The 19,027-nt window shown below is 43.8% G+C and carries 17 protein-coding genes and 1 pseudogene; 5 read left to right on the plus strand and 13 right to left on the minus strand.

Features of this window, described 5'->3' with window-relative positions; genetic code table 11:
* Positions 1-180: 180 nt before the first annotated feature.
* From K0625_RS23285 to K0625_RS23340, 12 genes and pseudogenes are all read right to left on the minus strand, one after another.
* Positions 181-1,512: pseudogene (locus tag K0625_RS23285) on the minus strand (IS4 family transposase).
* Between the two features lie 125 nt (positions 1,513-1,637).
* Positions 1,638-2,654, minus strand: coding sequence for a porphobilinogen synthase (hemB, locus tag K0625_RS23290; protein ID WP_012323163.1), 1,017 nt, complete (start codon positions 2,652-2,654; stop codon positions 1,638-1,640).
* A 50-nt stretch (positions 2,655-2,704) separates the two neighbouring features.
* Positions 2,705-4,600 carry a sensor domain-containing diguanylate cyclase gene (locus tag K0625_RS23295; protein WP_220111784.1) on the minus strand — a complete coding sequence of 632 codons (1,896 nt, stop codon included), beginning with the start codon at positions 4,598-4,600 and terminating at the stop codon, positions 2,705-2,707.
* 8 nt (positions 4,601-4,608) lie between these two features.
* On the minus strand, positions 4,609-5,397 hold the full coding sequence (locus K0625_RS23300) for a TatD family hydrolase (RefSeq protein ID WP_220111785.1): 789 nt from the start codon (positions 5,395-5,397) through the stop codon (positions 4,609-4,611).
* Positions 5,397-5,882, minus strand: a complete 486-nt coding sequence (locus tag K0625_RS23305; RefSeq protein WP_220111786.1) for a hypothetical protein — start codon at positions 5,880-5,882, stop codon at positions 5,397-5,399. Before K0625_RS23305 ends, K0625_RS23300 begins: the two co-directional genes overlap by 1 nt.
* A gap of 56 nt (positions 5,883-5,938) precedes the next feature.
* Positions 5,939-6,709 carry a twin-arginine translocase subunit TatC gene (tatC, locus tag K0625_RS23310; RefSeq protein WP_012323167.1) on the minus strand — a complete coding sequence of 257 codons (771 nt, stop codon included), beginning with the start codon at positions 6,707-6,709 and terminating at the stop codon, positions 5,939-5,941.
* Between the two features lie 3 nt (positions 6,710-6,712).
* Positions 6,713-7,111, minus strand: a complete 399-nt coding sequence (gene tatB / locus K0625_RS23315; RefSeq protein ID WP_012323168.1) for a Sec-independent protein translocase protein TatB — start codon at positions 7,109-7,111, stop codon at positions 6,713-6,715.
* A gap of 6 nt (positions 7,112-7,117) precedes the next feature.
* Entirely contained in the window at positions 7,118-7,369 is a 252-nt protein-coding gene (gene tatA, locus K0625_RS23320; RefSeq protein ID WP_012323169.1) for a twin-arginine translocase TatA/TatE family subunit, read from the minus strand.
* A gap of 61 nt (positions 7,370-7,430) precedes the next feature.
* Positions 7,431-9,080, minus strand: a complete 1,650-nt coding sequence (ubiB, locus tag K0625_RS23325) for a ubiquinone biosynthesis regulatory protein kinase UbiB (RefSeq protein WP_220111787.1) — start codon at positions 9,078-9,080, stop codon at positions 7,431-7,433.
* Positions 9,077-9,700, minus strand: a complete 624-nt coding sequence (locus K0625_RS23330) for a ubiquinone biosynthesis accessory factor UbiJ (protein WP_220111788.1) — start codon at positions 9,698-9,700, stop codon at positions 9,077-9,079. The genes ubiB and K0625_RS23330 overlap by 4 nt, the downstream gene beginning before the upstream one ends.
* Before the next feature lie 11 nt (positions 9,701-9,711).
* A complete protein-coding gene (ubiE, locus tag K0625_RS23335; protein ID WP_220111789.1) occupies positions 9,712-10,467 on the minus strand; it encodes a bifunctional demethylmenaquinone methyltransferase/2-methoxy-6-polyprenyl-1,4-benzoquinol methylase UbiE in 756 nt (251 codons plus the stop codon).
* A gap of 260 nt (positions 10,468-10,727) precedes the next feature.
* Positions 10,728-11,771 (minus strand): formimidoylglutamase, encoded by a 1,044-nt coding sequence (locus K0625_RS23340; RefSeq protein WP_220111790.1) that lies wholly within the window; start codon positions 11,769-11,771, stop codon positions 10,728-10,730.
* A 155-nt stretch (positions 11,772-11,926) separates the two neighbouring features.
* Between K0625_RS23340 and K0625_RS23345 the strand changes: the two genes are divergently transcribed.
* Complete coding sequence (locus K0625_RS23345; RefSeq protein ID WP_220111791.1) at positions 11,927-13,831, plus strand: alpha/beta hydrolase family protein; 1,905 nt, start codon at positions 11,927-11,929, stop codon at positions 13,829-13,831.
* 66 nt (positions 13,832-13,897) lie between these two features.
* Here the strand turns inward: K0625_RS23345 and rraA are convergent, their stop codons facing one another.
* Positions 13,898-14,383, minus strand: a complete 486-nt coding sequence (gene rraA / locus K0625_RS23350) for a ribonuclease E activity regulator RraA (protein ID WP_012323175.1) — start codon at positions 14,381-14,383, stop codon at positions 13,898-13,900.
* Between the two features lie 324 nt (positions 14,384-14,707).
* Between rraA and K0625_RS23355 the strand changes: the two genes are divergently transcribed.
* The 4 genes from K0625_RS23355 to K0625_RS23370 all read left to right on the plus strand — a co-directional run bounded on the left by K0625_RS23355 (position 14,708) and on the right by K0625_RS23370 (position 18,592).
* The gene (locus K0625_RS23355; protein ID WP_012323176.1) at positions 14,708-14,956 is read left to right on the plus strand and encodes a YgjV family protein; all 249 of its coding nucleotides are present in this window, start codon (positions 14,708-14,710) and stop codon (positions 14,954-14,956) included.
* A 108-nt stretch (positions 14,957-15,064) separates the two neighbouring features.
* Positions 15,065-15,628, plus strand: a complete 564-nt coding sequence (locus K0625_RS23360; protein ID WP_220111792.1) for a phosphatase PAP2 family protein — start codon at positions 15,065-15,067, stop codon at positions 15,626-15,628.
* Between the two features lie 24 nt (positions 15,629-15,652).
* Positions 15,653-16,705 (plus strand): MJ1255/VC2487 family glycosyltransferase, encoded by a 1,053-nt coding sequence (locus K0625_RS23365; RefSeq protein ID WP_220111793.1) that lies wholly within the window; start codon positions 15,653-15,655, stop codon positions 16,703-16,705.
* Positions 16,706-17,518: 813 nt separating this feature from the next.
* Entirely contained in the window at positions 17,519-18,592 is a 1,074-nt protein-coding gene (locus tag K0625_RS23370; protein WP_220111794.1) for a hypothetical protein, read from the plus strand.
* The last annotated feature ends 435 nt before the right edge of the window (positions 18,593-19,027 follow it).

Here is a 19,027-nt window from a genome sequence, read left to right on the forward strand (position 1 = left end):
ATTTAGCGCTAAATCGATTAGCGACTAAGTGTTAAGCATATTTTATTGGGAGTTGAATAGATTGCAATACTTTGTGCTTTGTTTTGCTTAATGGTTTCAAAGGTAGCGACGGGGTTATACCTATTGGTATTACATTGTTGGAGCGGAAACAAAAAAGCCTCCTAAATTGGATAACTCCTATCACTTAAGATGTTTTGATTTAACAGGGTAGCGAGTTTTACTTATACGAACGGTCCTTGATTTGGGCCGTTTTTTTCGTTTAGGTAATATGTAACGTTTTACCCGCTCCCTCATCGCCCGTAGTTTCTTCGGTATCGAGCCTGGTGAGGCTATCGCACACCACATTAACTCATCCTGTATATCCCGAAGGGCCATCATAAAGCTTATCCGTAAAGGTGACACCTCCGCCTCTTTAGCTATTCGGCTAATCTCCAAGCGCACTAGGTTATAAGCAATTAATATCCCCCAGATTTCTTGCTCGACTCCTTCTATTGACTGGCTTCGAAGGAGGAGTTCATCCTCCAACATGTCGTGTTTTATTTCCCCATAGCTGTTTTCCACCTCCCATCGTTCAAAATAAACATCGAGTATCGATTGAAGCTCATACTGGCTATCTGTTAATGAGGTGAGCACACCTTTAATATGATTAGGCTGCTCTTGCTCAGGGTATAGCACCAATCTTGCCTGCCACTTTTTCGGCAGGCTCGGCTCTTGTTTTTGTGCATGTTGCGAGACATTCATTTCGACAATAAAATCACGTCCTTCATCATCTAGTTGCCTAATTATTTCGTACTTTGTATTGGATTTTACTGGCGTCATCCAGTGACTAGAGCCATGTTCACGCTGCCAGTTAATCATCAGTTCGGCACTTAAATAACATCGGTCAAAAATGGTCAGAGAGTCTGGCATTGTTGATGAAATCAGCTGCTTGGCATAATTGATTTCACCTGTTGAACTTGAGCCAAAAGCAACATCATGAAGTAATCGACTACGAAGGGATCAAAGCGCACATAGCCTCACGACAGGGTATTCTGTATGCTGGGTTTTACTGTGCTTGAGGTATTGATAATGCTGTGCAAGTGCGTCTGTATCATGAGTTCTAAATTGTGTTCCATCGACAGAAAACAGCCTAAGACCAAACCATTTATCCTCGCTGTCCTCAGCTTTACTCCAGTGCTGAGCTGTCATGGAGAAAAGGGCTTTGAGTGGCTCTGCCGTTAGGCGTTTTCTCGCTTGAGGAATCGCGCTAGGAGCAACCGACTCGCCTAAAGTGTTAGAGAGTTTAAGGTCTAACTTATCAAGTACGTCAGTAATAGCTCTATCTCGATATAAACCAATACCAACAAGCAGCCAAACAACAAGCTCAGCGGGTAGTTTGCGCCGCCTCATACTCGCTTTATTTGTTTCATCAAGGGCTTGATTTATCCATTCCAATGGAAGCTCTTTTTGAAAGAGACTAAGTGAATCAGGAGAAGCAAAGTTATCAACGTCAATCAGCCAGTGAGCCAACATAAAAAAATACCCTCAAACAAATTGTATGAGGGTATTTTTAACTAACCACAAGATCGGTCAACCGATCATTTCGCTAAACTGATCGGTGTTATCCTAAATTGGAGGCTTTTTCTGGAGAGGGAGGCTTACTTTGCCTGCTCCTCTTTGAGCCACTGAGCGGCACGTTTAGCAAAGTAGGTTAATACACCGTTGGCTCCTGCGCGTTTAAAGCAGAGCAGTGACTCCATCACAATGGCTTTTTCCGATAACCAACCATTCTCGATGGCCGCCATGTGCATGGCGTATTCACCGCTGACCTGATAAGCAAAAGTTGGAACGGCGAGTTCACGTTTCACGCGGGTGACGATATCAAGGTAAGGCATGCCAGGTTTAACCATGACCATATCTGCACCTTCTTGGATATCGAGGGCGACTTCGTGTAGTGCCTCATCACTGTTTGCTGGATCCATCTGGTAGCTGTGCTTATTGCCACCTTTCAAGTTACCAGCTGAACCTACTGCATCACGAAATGGACCATAATAGTTCGATGAATATTTAGCTGAGTAAGCCATGATCTGGGTGTTAACGTGCCCAGCTTCCTCTAATGCTTGACGAATTGCACCAATACGTCCATCCATCATATCCGATGGTGCGACAATATCGGCACCAGCTTCTGCGTGGGATAGCGCTTGTTTTACCAAGATCTCGGTGGTGATGTCGTTAAGGATGTAACCATCCTCATCTATGATCCCATCTTGACCGTGTGTGGTGAAAGGATCTAGGGCCACATCTGTCATTACGCCTAGCTCAGGAAATGCTTCCTTGAGTGCGCGAACGGCGCGTTGAGCTAGTGCATCAGCATTGTAAGCTTCCTCCGCTAGCAGGGTTTTCTTTTCTGCAGGCGTTACTGGAAACAGGGCGATAAGTGGGATCCCTAGCTTAACAATCTCCTCTGCTTCTTTAAGCAGTAGGTCGATTGAGTAGCGTTCTATGCCAGGCATTGAGGCTATCTGCTCAGTTCTATTATTACCTTCTAAAACAAACATAGGGTAGATAAGATCGTTTACCGAAAGTTGATTTTCAGCCATTAAACGTCGGCTAAAGTCATGTTTGCGCATGCGACGCATTCTGCGTTGTGGGAAGGCACTGGTAATAATATTCACATTCGACTCCTAACTATTCCCGCTAGAGGTAACTTGCCGTTGCTTGTTACTCAAGACTGGGTGTGGTCTATCTCTTTTTGAGGCTCAGGCGTATAAACCATGACACGGTTACGCCCATCATTTTTTGCACGATAAAGTGCTTTATCTGCTTGTTCTAACAACTTGGTTGGCTGAGTTTCAGATTGCATTATCTCTGAGCTAACACCGATACTAATGGTGAGCGGAATATCGATATTTTCCCAGCTAATAGGCAGATCATAAATGGTTTTTCGTATCTGCTCAGCTACCTGTACCGCACCGGGCTGATCTGTGTTTGGCAATATAATAGCAAACTCTTCACCACCAAAACGTGACACCAGATCCGCTGGACGTTTTAATTTTTCTTTAAGTGTTTGAGCGATAAATCTTAAGATCTGATCGCCAGCCAAGTGACCGTAATTATCATTAATCGACTTAAAGCGGTCGATATCTAACATCAAAATAGCCATTGGTGTCTGTTGCCTTCGGCTTAATCTTCCTTCGGCTTGAAGGCGTTTATCGAAAGCGGCGCGGTTTTTAACACCAGTCAGACTATCGGTAGTCGCCTGCTCAGTGAGTTTTTGATTGGCCTCGTTAAGCTCCCTAAGTGCGATCTCTAACTCTAAGGTTCGCTCCTGTACCATCTGCTCGAGCTTTTCATTGCTGTTAGCCTCGATAAGCAGCGCTTCCTCTTTGGTTTTACGTATTCTTTGAGATTGCAGTAGTGCTTCTTGTTGTGTCTGCAATTTTAATTTCCGCTCATCGTTATAACGAATTGCAAGAATACTGGCCATAAAGATGATCTCGAAGGTGAGGCCAACCATTAGCGGAGTTAGATGCTTAATCGGCAATGTGATTAATCCTAAGTAGGAGGAGCCTGTAATAAAGGATCCAATCAACATGCCGCTCCAGGCTAGTGTATAGAGCCGAGCCAGTTTATGCCCTCTGATAGCCAGTATAGAGGCTATCCCCATTAGAAGAGTGGTCACTAAGAGGACTGAGATAATATTGATATATTGTGCCTGAGAGTACTCCAGCATAGGCGTAATAAACAGTAGCAGCAGAGCGGCAGCTGAGCTGTAGCGGCATAATCTCAGCATAGGCAAGCTGTGATACTTAAGTAGCAGTACCTTCTCTGTAAACAGGATGGCAAAAAAGATACTCAGAGGCACAAGCGTGGTGATCATCAAGTGCTGCAACATGGGCCAGTCTGGCCAGATGAACCTAAACGCGAGCCCCTGGAGAGTAGCGACTAACAGAGTGACAGATAGGACGTAACCTGCATAGTAGCTGTAGCTGAACGAGCGTGATGTAATGGCAATGCAGAGGCTAAAGAAGCCAATAGCAGCAAGCGCACCCAGCTGAAAGCCTTTAGATAGCGCACTGGCTTCTGTGTGCTGGGCAAAGGCATTAGGGGACCACAAGCTCAGTGGTAAGTTGGCACTCCCCTCTGTATCGACCCTAATATAGAAGGTGTTCACGACCTCTGGAGCAAGTTTAAATGGATAGATAAACAGGTTATTGATAACTGGCCTTTGATGGAAAGGGAAGGTATCGCCCACTTGGGTGTGATTGACCAGTTTATTCTGAGCAAAGTGATAGATATCTAGCTTATCTATATGGGGATTTCCCAGAGAGAGAAGTCGGTTGATTACCTGAGACTCTGCATTGTAAACGCTAAATTTGATCCAGAAAGGCTTAAGCGCAATATGGTTATTATCGCTTAGGGATAACCTATCCCACTGTGTTGTGCTGAACTTTCTTATTTGCTCAATACCATCCCCTTCAGACTCAAAGGTATAATAGAGCCAAGGGGAGATCCTTAAGCTTTTATCTGAATCGCCACTTAGCGCAAGTAAGGTTTCCGATTTGAGCGGATAAGATAGGAGTAGAGTCAAGATGACTAAAATGAGATTTATCAGTTTCATCTATCTGCTTATAGCCCAAAAAACTTAACACTATTTTGGTAGGTTTTAGCGGCAAATTCTGTTGGGTTTTGCTCCCTAAGAGTTGCAATATATTGAGCGATATAGGGCAGATGTTGGGGCTCATTCTTACTCGATTTAGGTTTTGGCTTCATGCTTCTAGGGAGAAGGTACGGACTGTCTGTTTCAATCAAAATGCGATCGTCAGGGATATCACGAACCAGCTTAGCTAACTCTAAACCTCTGCGTTCATCACAGACCCAGCCAGTGATCCCCAAGTGTAGATCAAGCTCAAGATAGGCCTCCATGCTCTCTCTATTGCCTGTAAAGCAGTGAAGCAGGGCGTTGGTTAGTTCGCTACGATACTCTTTTAATATGGCAAGAAAGTCCTCATGGGCATCACGTTCATGCATCAGAACCGGAAGCTTGAGTTCAACTGCTAGAGCGAGTTGAGCACGAAAAGCCTCTCTCTGTTTTGCTCTTGGAGAGAAATCACGATTGTAATCTAGGCCGCACTCACCAATGGCCACAACTTCAGCGGCTTGAGCAAGTACTCTGAGTTTATCTGCACTTGTATCGTCCCATTGGCTTGCTTGGTGGGGGTGAGTGCCAGCTGTAGAGTAGAGGGTTTTAGGGTATTGCCGACATAAGCTGATCGCTTGCTGGCTTTCATTTAAGTCGCTGCCAATAACAATAAGCGGTGAAACCCCATGGGCCACCGCTCGTTGAATTACTTCATCACAATTTTTTTCTAGGGCGCTGCCAATAAGATTGACAGCGATGTCTATGTGCTCGGACATTATTTTAGACGTTTAACACGGATTGTAGAGTTGCGATCATCTGAGCCAAGTATAAAGGAACCTAAAGCGGCTTTTTCAATAAACACGTTCTGGTTAACTTTGACCTTGAAACGACGTCCATCGGTTTGCTTCCAGACCTGACCATTGGTAAAGCTTAGCTTTAATGCGCCATAAGGGTCTTTCTTGACTGAAGCAACCTCAAGATAGATCTTTTCAATAGCATCAGCTTTCTCTTTCTTTAGGTTGCCAAACTCATCCTCTACGTTGGCAGGCAGTGTGACAGGAACAGCTGTCACTGTCGCAGCTCCTGTAACAGGAGGAGTTGCAGGCCCTTTAGTTTTGACTCTTTGTGCAAGTGCATCGTAACAGATAAGCCTATCTAGCTTATCTGTATTTGCGGCGCAGGCTGATAGTTGTTGTTCTATACCTGCAGTGGCATTTGCCGATACTAAGATGGCGGCTGCGGTGATCCAACGTAAACGCATTGATATATTCCCTTTTAATATGCGAGCATCATGCCTGAGTTGCTAATTAAGTGCTCTTACTTAGCTTCTTGGCCAGGTTCATCCTGTTTTTCTTGCTCGTCTTCATCTTCTTCATCCTTTTTACTGTAGAAACGAGCAGCAATCAATCCCCCTTCAAATAATATCAGCATAGGAACCGCTAACATGGTTTGAGAAATGATGTCTGGAGGAGTTAATAGCATGCCGATAACGAAGGCACCGACTATGATGTAGGGGCGTTTCGCTTTTAGATCATCAGGTGTGGTAACACCAGCCCAGCATAGTAGTACTACGGCGATTGGGATCTCGAAGGCTAAACCAAAGGCAAAGAAAAGCTTAAGGATAAAGCTTAGGTAACTGGTGATATCGGTTGCGACCTGTACTCCCTCTGGTGCAACGCTAGTAAAGAAGCCGAAAACAACAGGGAAAACAACATAGTAAGCAAAGGCTATACCCAGATAAAACAGCAGGGTACTGCTGGCAAGCAGCGGCATCATTAAACGCTTTTCGTGTTTATACAGACCTGGTGCAATAAAAGACCAGATCTGGAACAGGACATAGGGGATAGCGATGAAAAAAGCCAGAACCAGTGTTAGCTTAAACGGAGCGAAAAAGGGGGCGGCGACATCGGTCGCGATCATGCTACTGGCTTCAGGCATCACATCCATAAGTGGGGTTGCCACATAATGGTAGATATCATTAGACCAATAGGCCATACAGGCAAATACCAATATCACACTGGCGATGGCTCGGAGTAATCTGGTTCGTAGTTCAAGTAAATGACTAATAAGAGGCTGCTGTTGAGACATGGACTACCTGTTAGATTTGTCTGGGTTAGCGCTAACCTCAGCTGTGGGAGCCTCTGAAGGAGTACTTTCCGATGGCGCAGAGCTGCTGGCCGAAGGTGTTTCTTCTATCTTATAAGGACGATTAACAGACTGAGCCGCTTCTTTTAATTGATCGATTGAATCCTGCAACTCTGGTGAAAGATCTTTAAGACCTTGATTCTCAGCTTTTTTCAAATCTGAATGCAGTTGCTCAATTTTGAGTTCCTGCTCAAGCTCATCTTTAACTGAGTTAGCCATACGTTTCATGGCTCGGATCCAGCCTGTTATTGAGCGAACTGCAACCGGAAGTCTTTCAGGGCCAAGCACAACTAGCCCTAAAATACCGATCAACAGCAGTTCCATAAAGCCAATACCGTCGAACATAGGAGGTTATACCTGTTCTTTATCCTTGGTTTCTGTCTTCTTCTCAGCGTTTGGAGCTGTCTTCTCTACGCTAGGAGTCGCTTTTTCTGATGCAGTCTCTTCCAGAGCCTTCTTCTCTTCTTCTGAAGACATGGCGTTCTTGAAGCCTTTAACTGCGCCACCTAAGTCACCACCAAGAGAACGTAACTTCTTAGTTCCAAACAATAAAATTACGATCACTGCTATGATCAGAAGTTGCCAAATACCCATGTTACCCATGAAATTTTCCTCAAAAATATGTCTATAGTTCTATTATGAACTTATGGTTTATTAGTGCTAGCTAAAATTTGCGTTTTTTTGGTCTAGATCGCCATCCTAGTAGCCAGAGTACAACTCCTACAGTGATACTGCCATAGGAGGCCCATAGTGTAGCGTTTTGATTAAACAAAATCGTGCCGCAGATCACTAAAACCGCTGATGTGATTAAAAGGTAGTTACTTTTATGGGCTTTCTGCTGCTGTTTTAGATAGCGATCTAGCATCTGGTTCTGAGATTTGACGAAGTTTCTGCCCATTTTCAGATTGTCGTAAACCAGCTCTGGCAGTTCAGGGAGCTTATCAGCCCAATAGGGGAACTCTTTTTTGATCTTACTTGCCATCCCTTTAGGACCAACCTGCTCAGACATCCACTGTTCAAGGAAAGGTTTCGCTGTCTGCCACAGATCCAGTTGCGGATAGAGCTGACGGCCTAGACCTTCGATATAGAGTAAAGTTTTTTCTAAGAGCACCAATTGGGGCTGAACAACCATGTCGAAACGTCTTGCTGTGCGGAACAGCTCAAGGAGAACATGGCCGAATGAGATCTCATCCAGCGGCTTATTGAACATAGGCTCACAGACGACTTTGACTGCCTGCTCAAATGCCGCTATATCGGTATCTGGCGATACCCAGCCTGACTCGATATAGAGCTGAGCAATTCTGTGGTAATCACGGTTAAAGAAGGCGAGGAAATTCTCAGCTAGGTAGCGCTTATCCTCTTCGGTTAGCGTGCCCATGATGCCGCAATCTAAACCGATGTAGTAGGGATCTTCCGGGTGCTCCCGACTGACAAAAATATTGCCTGGGTGCATATCCGCGTGAAAAAAGTTATCCCTGAAGACTTGAGTGAAAAAGAGTTCGACCCCTCTCTCTGCCAACACCTTGAGGTTGGTGCCTTGTGCTTTTAAGGCCGCCATATCAGACACTGGAATGCCATCGATCCGCTCCATCACGATCAAACGTGTAAAGCAGAGCTCTTCATACATATAGGGAATATACAGGGAGCCAGAATCTAAAAAGTTATTTCTTAATTTGACGGCATTGAGCGCCTCAAGTTTAAGGTTAAGCTCACCCTCAATGGTGGTGCGGTAATCTTCAACCACTTCCGCTGGACGCAGACGATTGCCATGACCGAGTACTGTTTCAAGAAAATTGGCCGCCTGGGACATTAAATGCAAATCAGCGTCTACCTGAGCCTCAACATTCGGTCTTAACACCTTTAGTACTACTGCTTTGCCGTTGGACTTTAGCGTGGCGGTATGAACCTGAGAAATAGAAGCTGAAGCTAAGGGAGTATTGTCAAAATCATCTAAATAGGTGTCGATTGAAGTACCCAGCTCAAGCTCGATCATCTCTCTAGCAATGGATGAATCGAAGGGGGGAACTCTATCTTGCAACATTGCCAGTTCTTCTGCCCACTCATCGTCGAGTAGATCCCGCCTAGTTGAGAGCATCTGGCCAAACTTGATATAGACAGGGCCAAGTTCCTGCATGGCAAGCTTTAACCGCTCTCCACCAACTTTATCTTTATGCTGGTTGCGCAACCAAAATAGGGTGCAGCGTAGCAGTCTGAAGTACCATGGCTTAACTTTTGAGGGAATTAATTCATCTAGACCGTAATGAAGGGCCGTCTTGATAACTTGATAAGCACGCCTGATGCTGGTGACTGTCATGTGTTAGCTTTTGCTCTACTTTGTAGGTTATTAATACGTTTCTCTATGGCGTCGATATCGGCCACCAGATCATCGATTCTATCACCTAAGTAGACAAATTCTATCGCATGGGGCGCCAATTTATACTCTTCGGTGGTTAATTGACCGACATGGCTACGACTCTGGCGAAATATATGTGTGATATCATTTTTTGCCTGCTCTAGGCCTGTTATCAGCATATGTGTCGGGGCATCGCCTATATATTTTGACAGAGGCTCTGCAAAGTCGAATTCAACTTTTTGCAGAAAGTGACTAAAGGTTTGCAGCAGATTTAGATCGCCCTCCAAGCTTAATTTATCTTGTTTAATAAGCTCGGTGAGGTTCGCACCTTCGGTTAGCTGGTAAAGGGTGGTGATGTCAGCATTCACCTTAGTGGTGACTTCCCCCTCATATTTGCCCAAGACCTGTATCTCTTTGGCAAACACGAGGTAGATAGGCCAGCTAAGCTGGCTCAATTGGATACAGAGCACTTTTCCATGAAGTGAACGCAGCTTTGCGTATTCATCGGGAGATTGGGCGATAACTTGCTTTAAAGCCGTTTCCAGAGCTGCACTGAGAAGCAAAGCGAATTCACGTTTCATGGTTTTTCCAATTAGAATTTGTAGCCCTTATGTAGCGCAACAATACCGTCAGTCATGTTGGTGTATTCGACCTGTTCAAAGCCTGCATCGACCATCATACCTTTTAGGGTCTCTTGATCTGGATGCATTCTGATTGATTCAGCTAAATACTCATAGCTTTCAGCATCCTGAGTGATTAATGCGCCCATTTTTGGCATCACTTTAAAGCTGTAAAGGTCGTAGACCTTGCGCATCACATCATGCTTAGGCTTTGAAAACTCAAGGACTAGTAGCTTTCCACCTGGCTTGAGTACACGCAGCATAGAGCGGATAGCCGCATCTTTATCTGTGACGTTACGTAGTCCAAAGGCGATAGTAATGATATCGAAGTGGTTATCTGGAAAAGGTAGGGCTTCGGCATTAGCCTGAACATAGTTCACATTACCAACTATCCCTTTGTCTCTTAACTTCTCGCGACCAACCTTCAGCATAGAGTCATTGATATCGGCAAGGGTGACCTGGCCTTTATCTCCTACAAGATGCGAAAACTTAGCGGTAAGATCGCCTGTTCCGCCAGCAAGGTCCAGTACCTTCATGCCTGGGCGAGCGCCTGCACTTTCGATAGTGAAACGCTTCCACATACGGTGGATACCAAAGGACATGACATCGTTCATGATGTCATATTTGGCTGCGACAGAATGAAAAACACCAGCAACCATGTCGGCCTTTTGATCGCTTTCAACTGTTTTGTAACCGAAATGGGTACTGTTTGGTGTGCCCTCTGACATCTATGTCTTCCTATTGATTAAAATATTATTTATGAGTTTAAGTCATTCAATCAAGCTGCAATATAACTCATCAACCACATTGTGAGCTAGGTGAGCTATCTGCATCTGGATTTGTCGAAAATGTGTGCTAGCGCAGAGTTTCGCAAAACAGACTGGGCATTATACCCAAACTACTTTAATAAGCGAGTTTCAGAGTTTGCTTAATTATCCACCATTGGAAGCAGAATAAGCTCCAATGGTGGTATTGAGTGGCTTAGTGATTAGTTTAGCTGTTGTGATTGCTCTCGGCCCTGAATATAAGCGTAGATAAGCTCGCTGATACTCTGTCCGGTTTCACGATAACCAGCTTGCAGCCCAGCGACATGGCAACTAGGGGCTGCCTCGGCCAGATGAAGGTATGCACAGGGAGTATGTCTGGCTACTGTGTAGACATAGTGTAGCGCGTCCAGTAGTGGGATCCCCGCAGCTGTTGAAGCACTGCTTGGCATATTCGTGATGGCATCTAGATCGAGCTCTAGTGCCACTGGCAGCTGACTATTGTTGAGTTTAGTCACTATCTCCTCTAGCGCCGATGTTAAACTCATTTCGCGGCGTATCCAGATAGATTGGAGTGTATGCCATCCTCCACCAAAGCTACTGAGCTGCTCTAAGGTCTCTTCACTATTTTTTAGCTCATGCATGCCAAGTACGTGGTAGTAACCTAGTGCCTCACTGGCTGCCGCGTAACTAAAACCATTACCACTATGGCGTCCTTCTCGGGGGCGAAAATCACTGTGGGGGTCTAGATTCACCGCCGCTACTTTCTTGTTATGGCTCTGCTTTGCGGCCATCAAAAGTCCGTACGCATTATTATGGCCACCACCAATGACAATAGGTTCAAGCCCAGCTTGCATGACTTGTTCCGCTATCTCTATGACTCGGGTGTCCAGCTGCTCTACATTTGCTCTGAGTGATTGGGTGGCAGCTTCTTCACTAAGCTGAAGATCGTCGGTTTTTATCTGGCCTAACACTAAACAGCTTTTGCCGTCGAAGAAGCGGTTTGACTGCAGATTTAGGAACTGAGCCATCGCAGCCTCAAATGCGTCGGTTGCGCCGCCGCGACCTAAATTGGCACGAGGACCGATATCTTCCCCAATACCAAAGATGGCAAATCTAGCGCCTTTAAGCTTCGCCTTGGCTAGTGTCTCTTTTAAGACTGCGCTTTCATCGTGGGTCAATACTGTTTGAGCCAACTTGGTTTCACCTTCTCTAGGGGTGACGAGTTGTCGGCAATGTTGCGAGGTAAAAGGGAGCAGGTATTGCATATTGGTCTAGTTCTTATTTTTGATGCCTATGCCCTATATTGTGGCTTAATGTGGGAATTGAAGGCAATGAAAGAATCCTTATGTTAAAGAGTCATACAAAAGCATTAACATTATGTTAGTTTATCATTTTTGTAATATCTCTAATTGAGGCAAGGATGAGCCGAATATTTATCGCTTTATTGTTAATTTTATCTAGTACAGCTGTTTATGCTGAACAGCTGCCTGTTGAAGCGTTTGGTCTGCTACCACAATCTGAACAGGTAAAGCTGTCGCCAGATGGGCATAAACTCTCTTTTATTATCCACAATCAGGGTAACACCTATATTGGTGTTAAAGATTTTAAAACTGATGCAACTAAGTACGTAGTGAGTACGGATAATCAAGAGTTTAAAATAGGCTGGTATAGGTGGGCTAATAATGAGCTTTTGCTTGTTAGCGCAGATTACCCCGTAAAGCGAAGAGGGATAAAATACACTGAAACTCGGCTTCTTAAAGTGCATGCTGATGGTAGTGGTAAACTGAAAACTGTTATGAAACCGAAAAAGAGGGAGCTAAACCCTCAGTTTCAAAACAGTATTATCGATCTGCTGCCCGATGAACCCGATTATATTTTAATGGGACTTGCACTGAAAGTCGCAAACCGTCCTGATGTTTATAAGATTAATTTAAACTCTGAACGAAAGCGCAAGCTTGTACGAAGAAGTCGTTCAGACATTTACAGTTGGCTGACCGACCAACAGCATAGAGTCAGGTTAGGTTATGGCCGAGATGAGACCAAAATCTTTTATCGTCTGTATGATTTAGCAACCGATGAATGGCGCAACATTTGGGAGTATGAGATCTTTGATGCACCTGATATTACGCCGTTAGGGTTTGGCCTAAATCCATCTGAACTCTATATTCGAGCAATACATAATGGTAAGTATGCGATCTTTAAAGTTGATGTTACCGATAAGAAACTGACAAAAACCTTAGTCTATGCCGATGAAGATTATGATATCGAAGGTTCATTAATCTACTCACGCAAAACCAAGGATGTGATTGGGGTTTATCATGGTGAGGCCAACAACGCTAAGATCTATTTTGATCCTGCTTATGAGCAGTTTCAAAAGTCGTTAAACAAGGCGATTCCCGATGCTTTTAATAATATCGTCAGTGTCAGTGATGACGAAAATATGTATGTGTTATATACCAGTAACCCCCAGACTCCAGGTGCTTACTATTTAGGAGATAGAAAAGCGAAAACATTAGAGTTCATTATTGATGAATATCCTTTTCTACTCCAAAAAACCTTATCTGATAAAAGAAAAATCACCTACCAGGCTCGTGATGGCTTAAGCATTGAGGCCTATGTGACCCCGCCCTATGGGGATGTAGAGTCTAAAAATGCGGCACTCGTTATCCCCCATGGCGGCCCAATGGCACGAAACTATGGTGGTTTCGATTGGTTCTCTCAATTTTTCGCCAGCCGTGGTTATACCGTGATTGAGCCTAACTTTCGTGGCTCATCAGGGTATGGTTTCGAATTTGAGATGGCCTCGATTCAAAAGTGGGGCGGAGCGATGCAGGATGACCTTGCCGATGCCGCTAAATGGCTGACTAAAAACTATCCAGTGGATAAGGATAAGGTATGTATCCTTGGCGCCAGTTATGGTGGTTATGCTGCGATGATGGCAGCGGTAAAGCAACAAGATATTTTTCGTTGTGCAGCCAGTTTTGCAGGGGTATCGGATCTTGAGTATATCGTTCGAAAAGCAAAACGATTTACTAACTATAAGGTGGTGAAGAAACAGATTGGTGATGATTCAGATATGTTGGAGCAAAACTCACCAGTTAACTTTGCTAAAGAGATCAATATTCCACTGCTGCTCATTCACGGCGATAAAGACAGGGTTGTCGATGTCTACCATAGCCGTGAGATGTTTGATGAGCTTGAAGATCTCGGTAAAGTAGTTGAATACATCGAGCTTGAGAATGGTAACCACTATCTGGAGATCGAGAAGAATAGACTCAAGACCTTAAATGCGTTTGATAAGTTTCTGACTCAGCATCTTAACTAACTCATCAGATCAAAAAAGGACGAATAGCTTCGTCCTTTTTTATTTTTAGAGTGTAACTATCGATAATTAGTCGATATCTAAAGGCTCTGGAGAGAGAATGATGCCTGTGTTGTCAGCGTAAACATGATCAAGTGGCAAGAAAGTTACACCACCAAAATTGACTGGGATCTCCAGTTCGCCAACTGAGTTACTATCAGCACCGACAGGGATAGAAGCCATGGCCTGAATACCGATATCAAGATCTTCAAGGGCATCGACATCTCTGACTGAGCCGTAGACGATTATCCCTTCCCAGTTATTATCGACAGCAACTTGAGCGATAGATGCATCGATAAGAGCACGCCGCAGTGAACCACCGCCATCAACGAGTAAGACTCTACCTTCGCCATCATTTTGCAACGCTTCAATGATGAGGCCGTTATCTTCAAAACATTTTATCGTGCTGATTGAGCCACCAAAAGAGTTACAACCACCGTAATTGCTGAACATGGGTTCGACAACATCAACGACATCGATGTAAGTGTCACATAGTTCTGAGGTGTTGTATTCCATAGTCATACTCCTGAAATCAATAATGTGCCAACTAGGGTAGGCGTTGTTGCTAGTATATAAGGCTTTCTTAAAAAGAAAAGTGTTATCAATCACGCAATTGGCGATAGTGTACCTTGTTAACATTAATGTTGTTTAATTCCTTCATTAATGGGGCTGTTGTACTAAAAGTATGACGTAGGTCATCAAATAACGTATTTTTATTACATTTTGTGAGTCAATTTGTTAGCATGCAGGTAGAATTTGATTACTTAACTTTAACTTGCTTTAGGGGCACGGACCCCCCAATTCGCTTATGGATGGCAGAGGGCCTTAAGAAGGTACCTTATGGACACTGCAAATACGATTGAAATCATTGGTTATTCTGCATCAGTGATGGTTGCGATCTCATTGATGATGAAAGACATCATCTGGCTTAGATGCCTCAACTTTACCGGCTGTACTCTGTTTGTTATCTATGGTGTTTACATCTCTGCTTGGCCTGTGGCAGGCATGAATGCCTTTGTCGCCTGCATCAATATCTACCATTTAATTAAACTCTACCGAGAAAAATCTCAGCAATCCGCGACAGCCTAGTTACGCTGACACTTAGCGTGTCATAAAAACTTAGGCTAGTTGTCACTTAGCCGTAACGGCACCTTCTTAGGCTCTGAATCAGCATACTGGCTGATAAGGAGCCTTTTTATGTTTACAAAGCTAGTTAAACTGGACAGACGCTTGTTCCACTATCTCTTCGCACTGTCTGAAGCGAGAGAGTTAGGCGTGCTTGCAAGGCAACTCTCCAGAACGGGAGATGGGCCGCTCTATCTGATCTTAGTTTTTATCGTGATGATAAGCCACGCTAAAGGCGAGATGCTGTTTTACCTTGCGCTTGCAGGTTTTGTTGTTGAACTTCCCCTCTACCTTATTCTGAAAAACGCCATAAAACGTACTCGGCCCTGCCACCTTGAACTTTTGAGTTTCGATAGTGGTCACTCACCGTTAACTGACAAGCATTTAATGGCGCTAAAACGTTTTGAGCCCTCAGATAAATTCAGTCTACCCTCTGGTCATACTACGGGTGCTTTCGTTATGGCCACCTCTGTTGCCTTTATCTATCCACAATGGGCCTATCTTGTATATCTATGGGCGTTGCTTGTGGGGGGATCTCGCATTGCGCTGGGCGTGCACTATCCGCTGGATATATTGGCAGGAGCGGCTCTGGGAACAGGTTCTGTATTCGTTATTTTATCGATAGGCTTTGATTAGGTTTCAATATTTTAAGGAGAAGATATGAAGATACTCTATGGCGTCCAAGGAACGGGAAATGGCCATTTAAGCCGTGCTAGGGTGATGGCAAAATCACTGTGTAAGCACGGTGTTGATGTGGATTTCTTTTTTTCAGGTCGCTCCCCAGAACAATTTTTTGATATGCAGTGTTTTGGGGAGTATCAAGTTGAGAGTGGCCTGACATTTGCCACGCACCATGGCCGAGTCAATATTGCAAAAACCGCTTGGAGCAATTCGGTGCCGTCGCTGATCAATGATATCCAATCGCTGGATCTGAGTGGCTATGATCTTGTTTTAAATGATTTTGAACCAGTTTCAGCCTGGGCGGCAAAGAGGCAGGGAGTGACCTCAATAGGAGTGAGTCATCAGGCCGCGTTAAAATATGACGTGCCGAAAGTGGGGGCGAACTGGTTTAATGAAACCTTGCTTAACTACTTTGCTCCCGTCGATATCGCCCTTGGTTGTCATTGGCATCATTTCGGTTTTCCTATCTTGCCCCCCTTTGTTGAAGTTGAACCTGTGGTCTCAGTTAATCCCCACGATATTTTAGTTTATCTTCCCTTTGAAGATCCCGATGCCATTGTGAACCTCCTTGCGCCATTTAAGGAGTTCAAATTCTATGTATATCACTCAGGCAAACCTCTGCTCAGAACCCCAGAACATATTAAATGGTCTGGTTTTAATCGAGATGAGTTTAAGCGCAGGCTATCACTGTGTAGTGGTGTGATAGGCAGTGCGGGGTTTGAACTGGCAAGTGAAGCGTTAACCTTAGGTAAGCGGTTACTGGTTAAGCCACTTGTGGGCCAGTTTGAGCAGCTCTCCAACGTTGCAGCTCTAGAGTTGTTAGGGGCTGCTGATACCATGCTGACACTCGACGCTAAACAGCTTCAACGCTGGCTAAAATCGGCGCCACCTCAACCCATCTTGTACCCACAAGTGGGGGATGAGCTGGTGAAATGGTTACTGTCAGACGACTGGCACACAGGAGATAAACTGTGCCGTCAGTTATGGGATGAGGTTGAGTTGCCCATGAGTTGGCGCAAGAAGAACCCATAATTTGGGGGGCTTTGTTGAGCTTAGTTTGGCTCTCTAATGGTTGTTTTGCAGCCTTCGAATGAAGGCTGATTACATTTTCTGGTTTAGCTTCTGGCTGGTTTGATATTTGCTGTTGTGTTTGAAGGTCGTACCTTCATTGTTATCTATCGCTTGCAGCGTGCTTATGTGTAGATACTTCTGCGAGGCGCCGCAAGCACGTCCTTGTGGGCTCTACCAAAACATCCCTGTTTTGGAAGCTCGCAGCCGCATCTGCACTTGGTAATTTTTCTCTTCGATTTAGCTGTATTAGGTAAGGCTTCGTAACTGTTTTTTGCCCCAAAATGTGTTACGCAGCTCAAGAGGTATGTAGGGCGAGTAAAGCTTTTGCGATAGAAAACCTAATCTGAAAGTGGATTATGCTCAACCTAAAAGTTATGCCTGTCTAGTCTTTTTGCGATACTTTTTCTCATCAGTTGGAAAACTAAGTGCTTCTGTTTTGTGACAACCTCTTAGTTAGCCAGTATTTGTGTTTTTATACAGTATCATCGTTTTTGTACGGATAATCACCAAATTATGCGCAACCAGTTCGTGGTTTACTATTGAGTGAATATAAAAAATAGTAAATTCAAACAACTAAAAACTTGTATACTCGGTTTGCAAGAGATACAAGGCAAGCAAGGTGTGCATTCTCGTTTTTCCAGAAGGTGTGTTTGGACTAATCGTTGTAAATATTTATAAATCACACGATGTTTTGGCCTTTACGAGGGCTTTTTTTAGGGTAAAGCATCGGCTCATTATCTAGAGTGTTATGTTTTACAAAAAGAGTGAGGGACAATGGATAAGTTTCTAAATCTATTCAGCATTTCAGAAAGCCAAAAAGAAGAAATGTTAGAGGGTAAGGTTGAGTTTAGTAAAACAATAAGTCAAATCTCATCCGCTAGTAGGAAAAGTAGTAAAAATGACAAGTGCTTGTATTGTGGAGAGCATACAACGAGTTATTGTAACTCTCACTCGATCCCAGCATCATTCTTGAAAAATATTGCTGAGGAAGGGAAGTTGCTGACTCAAGCTGGCTTAATTGATTTGCCTTTATTAAAGCCTAGCTCTGGAGTAAATCAAGCTGGCACTTTTTATATCATTTGCAGAGACTGTGACAGCAAAATTTTTACAGACTACGAAAATAAGAGTAACTATGACGGCGAGGTAACACAAAAGATACTCGCTCAAATAGTGATGAAAAACTACTTGAAAACCATAAGTCAAAGGGCATTCGAAATTTCATTTCATGAACATATGGGAGAGGATGTTGGCATTGACTTTAGCTCTATCAACAATATAAAGGATATAGACCTCAAGGAGAATGTTAGAGGTTTTAACCGAGCGAAAAAAGTTGATGCCAAGTGTGTTCAAGAAGAATACCATTTATTCTTCTATGAAAAGCTCAATTATGTAGTGCCAATTGCTTTTCAGCATCAATTAACATTAGCTGTTGATGTTGAGGGAAATGTCGTAAATAACTTATATAATCATGATACAAAGTACAAAATGCAACACTTGCATTTGGCAGTCTTCCCCTTAGAAGAAACAAGTGTTGTTATGATGTTTATTGATAAGAACAATGCTCGGTATCGCCAATTTATACGTCAATTTATTCGTTTGCCTTTAGAAGATAAGTTAGCACTAGTTAATTACATGATATTCCTGTATTCAGAGGATTTTTTCCTCTCACCCTCACTCGGAGAGGATGTTGTCAACGATGAAGGTTTAAAGTTAGTTTCGGGGAGTATGGGGATAGCAATGGTCGGACGTGATAGCAGTGTTATAGTTGCTCTAAAACAGAACTTTGACCTATCCGGGTTCAAAGGCATCCCTAACTTAATATCCTCAGAACACTCTGTATGTCAGTAGTAAAACATAACAAATAAAGATAGGCCGCGCGAAGCCGCGTCCTTATCCCAAATGTTGAACAAGCCCGAGCTAGTCTCCTGTTGCAAGAAAATTAGAAGAACGTTGTTAATGGAGGAACGCAAATGATGACTTCAATTGAAGTTAGTGCCTCTTCTTGCTTTGCTCAATGACAATCCTTCGTTCGGAAAGTCATTGAGCAGAAAGTATAAAAGCTTCAAGTTAGTATTGCAAAGGTAACCCCAAGATAAAGGGGTCGGAGCGAATTAGGGAATTAAGATACTTTTACTAATCAATATCAGCTTAATTCGACTCAATGCACTAACGCATTAATAAGATGGTACGCCCCAACCTAGTGTTAAACTCCAGTTTGTCTGGTTAACAAAGAAGAGGTGGTCATCATGTCTAACTTTCGCGTTATAGGGATTGATTTAGGTA

Origin of the sequence: Shewanella nanhaiensis, assembly GCF_019457885.1 — a bacterium.
Taxonomy (GTDB): Bacteria; Pseudomonadota; Gammaproteobacteria; order Enterobacterales; family Shewanellaceae; genus Shewanella; species Shewanella nanhaiensis.

Bases quoted from the DNA above. Each gene is read 5' to 3' on its own strand.
- K0625_RS23295 (WP_220111784.1), bottom strand. From the start codon at position 4,600: ATGAAACTGATAAATCTCATTTTAGTCATCTTGACTCTACTCCTATCT.
- K0625_RS23300 (WP_220111785.1), bottom strand. From the start codon at position 5,397: ATGTCCGAGCACATAGACATCGCTGTCAATCTTATTGGCAGCGCCCTA.
- K0625_RS23305 (WP_220111786.1), bottom strand. From the start codon at position 5,882: ATGCGTTTACGTTGGATCACCGCAGCCGCCATCTTAGTATCGGCAAAT.
- tatC (WP_012323167.1), bottom strand. From the start codon at position 6,709: ATGTCTCAACAGCAGCCTCTTATTAGTCATTTACTTGAACTACGAACC.
- tatB (WP_012323168.1), bottom strand. From the start codon at position 7,111: ATGTTCGACGGTATTGGCTTTATGGAACTGCTGTTGATCGGTATTTTA.
- tatA (WP_012323169.1), bottom strand. From the start codon at position 7,369: ATGGGTAACATGGGTATTTGGCAACTTCTGATCATAGCAGTGATCGTA.
- ubiB (WP_220111787.1), bottom strand. From the start codon at position 9,080: ATGACAGTCACCAGCATCAGGCGTGCTTATCAAGTTATCAAGACGGCC.
- K0625_RS23330 (WP_220111788.1), bottom strand. From the start codon at position 9,700: ATGAAACGTGAATTCGCTTTGCTTCTCAGTGCAGCTCTGGAAACGGCT.
- ubiE (WP_220111789.1), bottom strand. From the start codon at position 10,467: ATGTCAGAGGGCACACCAAACAGTACCCATTTCGGTTACAAAACAGTT.
- K0625_RS23340 (WP_220111790.1), bottom strand. From the start codon at position 11,771: ATGCAATACCTGCTCCCTTTTACCTCGCAACATTGCCGACAACTCGTC.
- K0625_RS23345 (WP_220111791.1), top strand. From the start codon at position 11,927: ATGAGCCGAATATTTATCGCTTTATTGTTAATTTTATCTAGTACAGCT.
- rraA (WP_012323175.1), bottom strand. From the start codon at position 14,383: ATGGAATACAACACCTCAGAACTATGTGACACTTACATCGATGTCGTT.
- K0625_RS23355 (WP_012323176.1), top strand. From the start codon at position 14,708: ATGGACACTGCAAATACGATTGAAATCATTGGTTATTCTGCATCAGTG.
- K0625_RS23360 (WP_220111792.1), top strand. From the start codon at position 15,065: ATGTTTACAAAGCTAGTTAAACTGGACAGACGCTTGTTCCACTATCTC.
- K0625_RS23365 (WP_220111793.1), top strand. From the start codon at position 15,653: ATGAAGATACTCTATGGCGTCCAAGGAACGGGAAATGGCCATTTAAGC.
- K0625_RS23370 (WP_220111794.1), top strand. From the start codon at position 17,519: ATGGATAAGTTTCTAAATCTATTCAGCATTTCAGAAAGCCAAAAAGAA.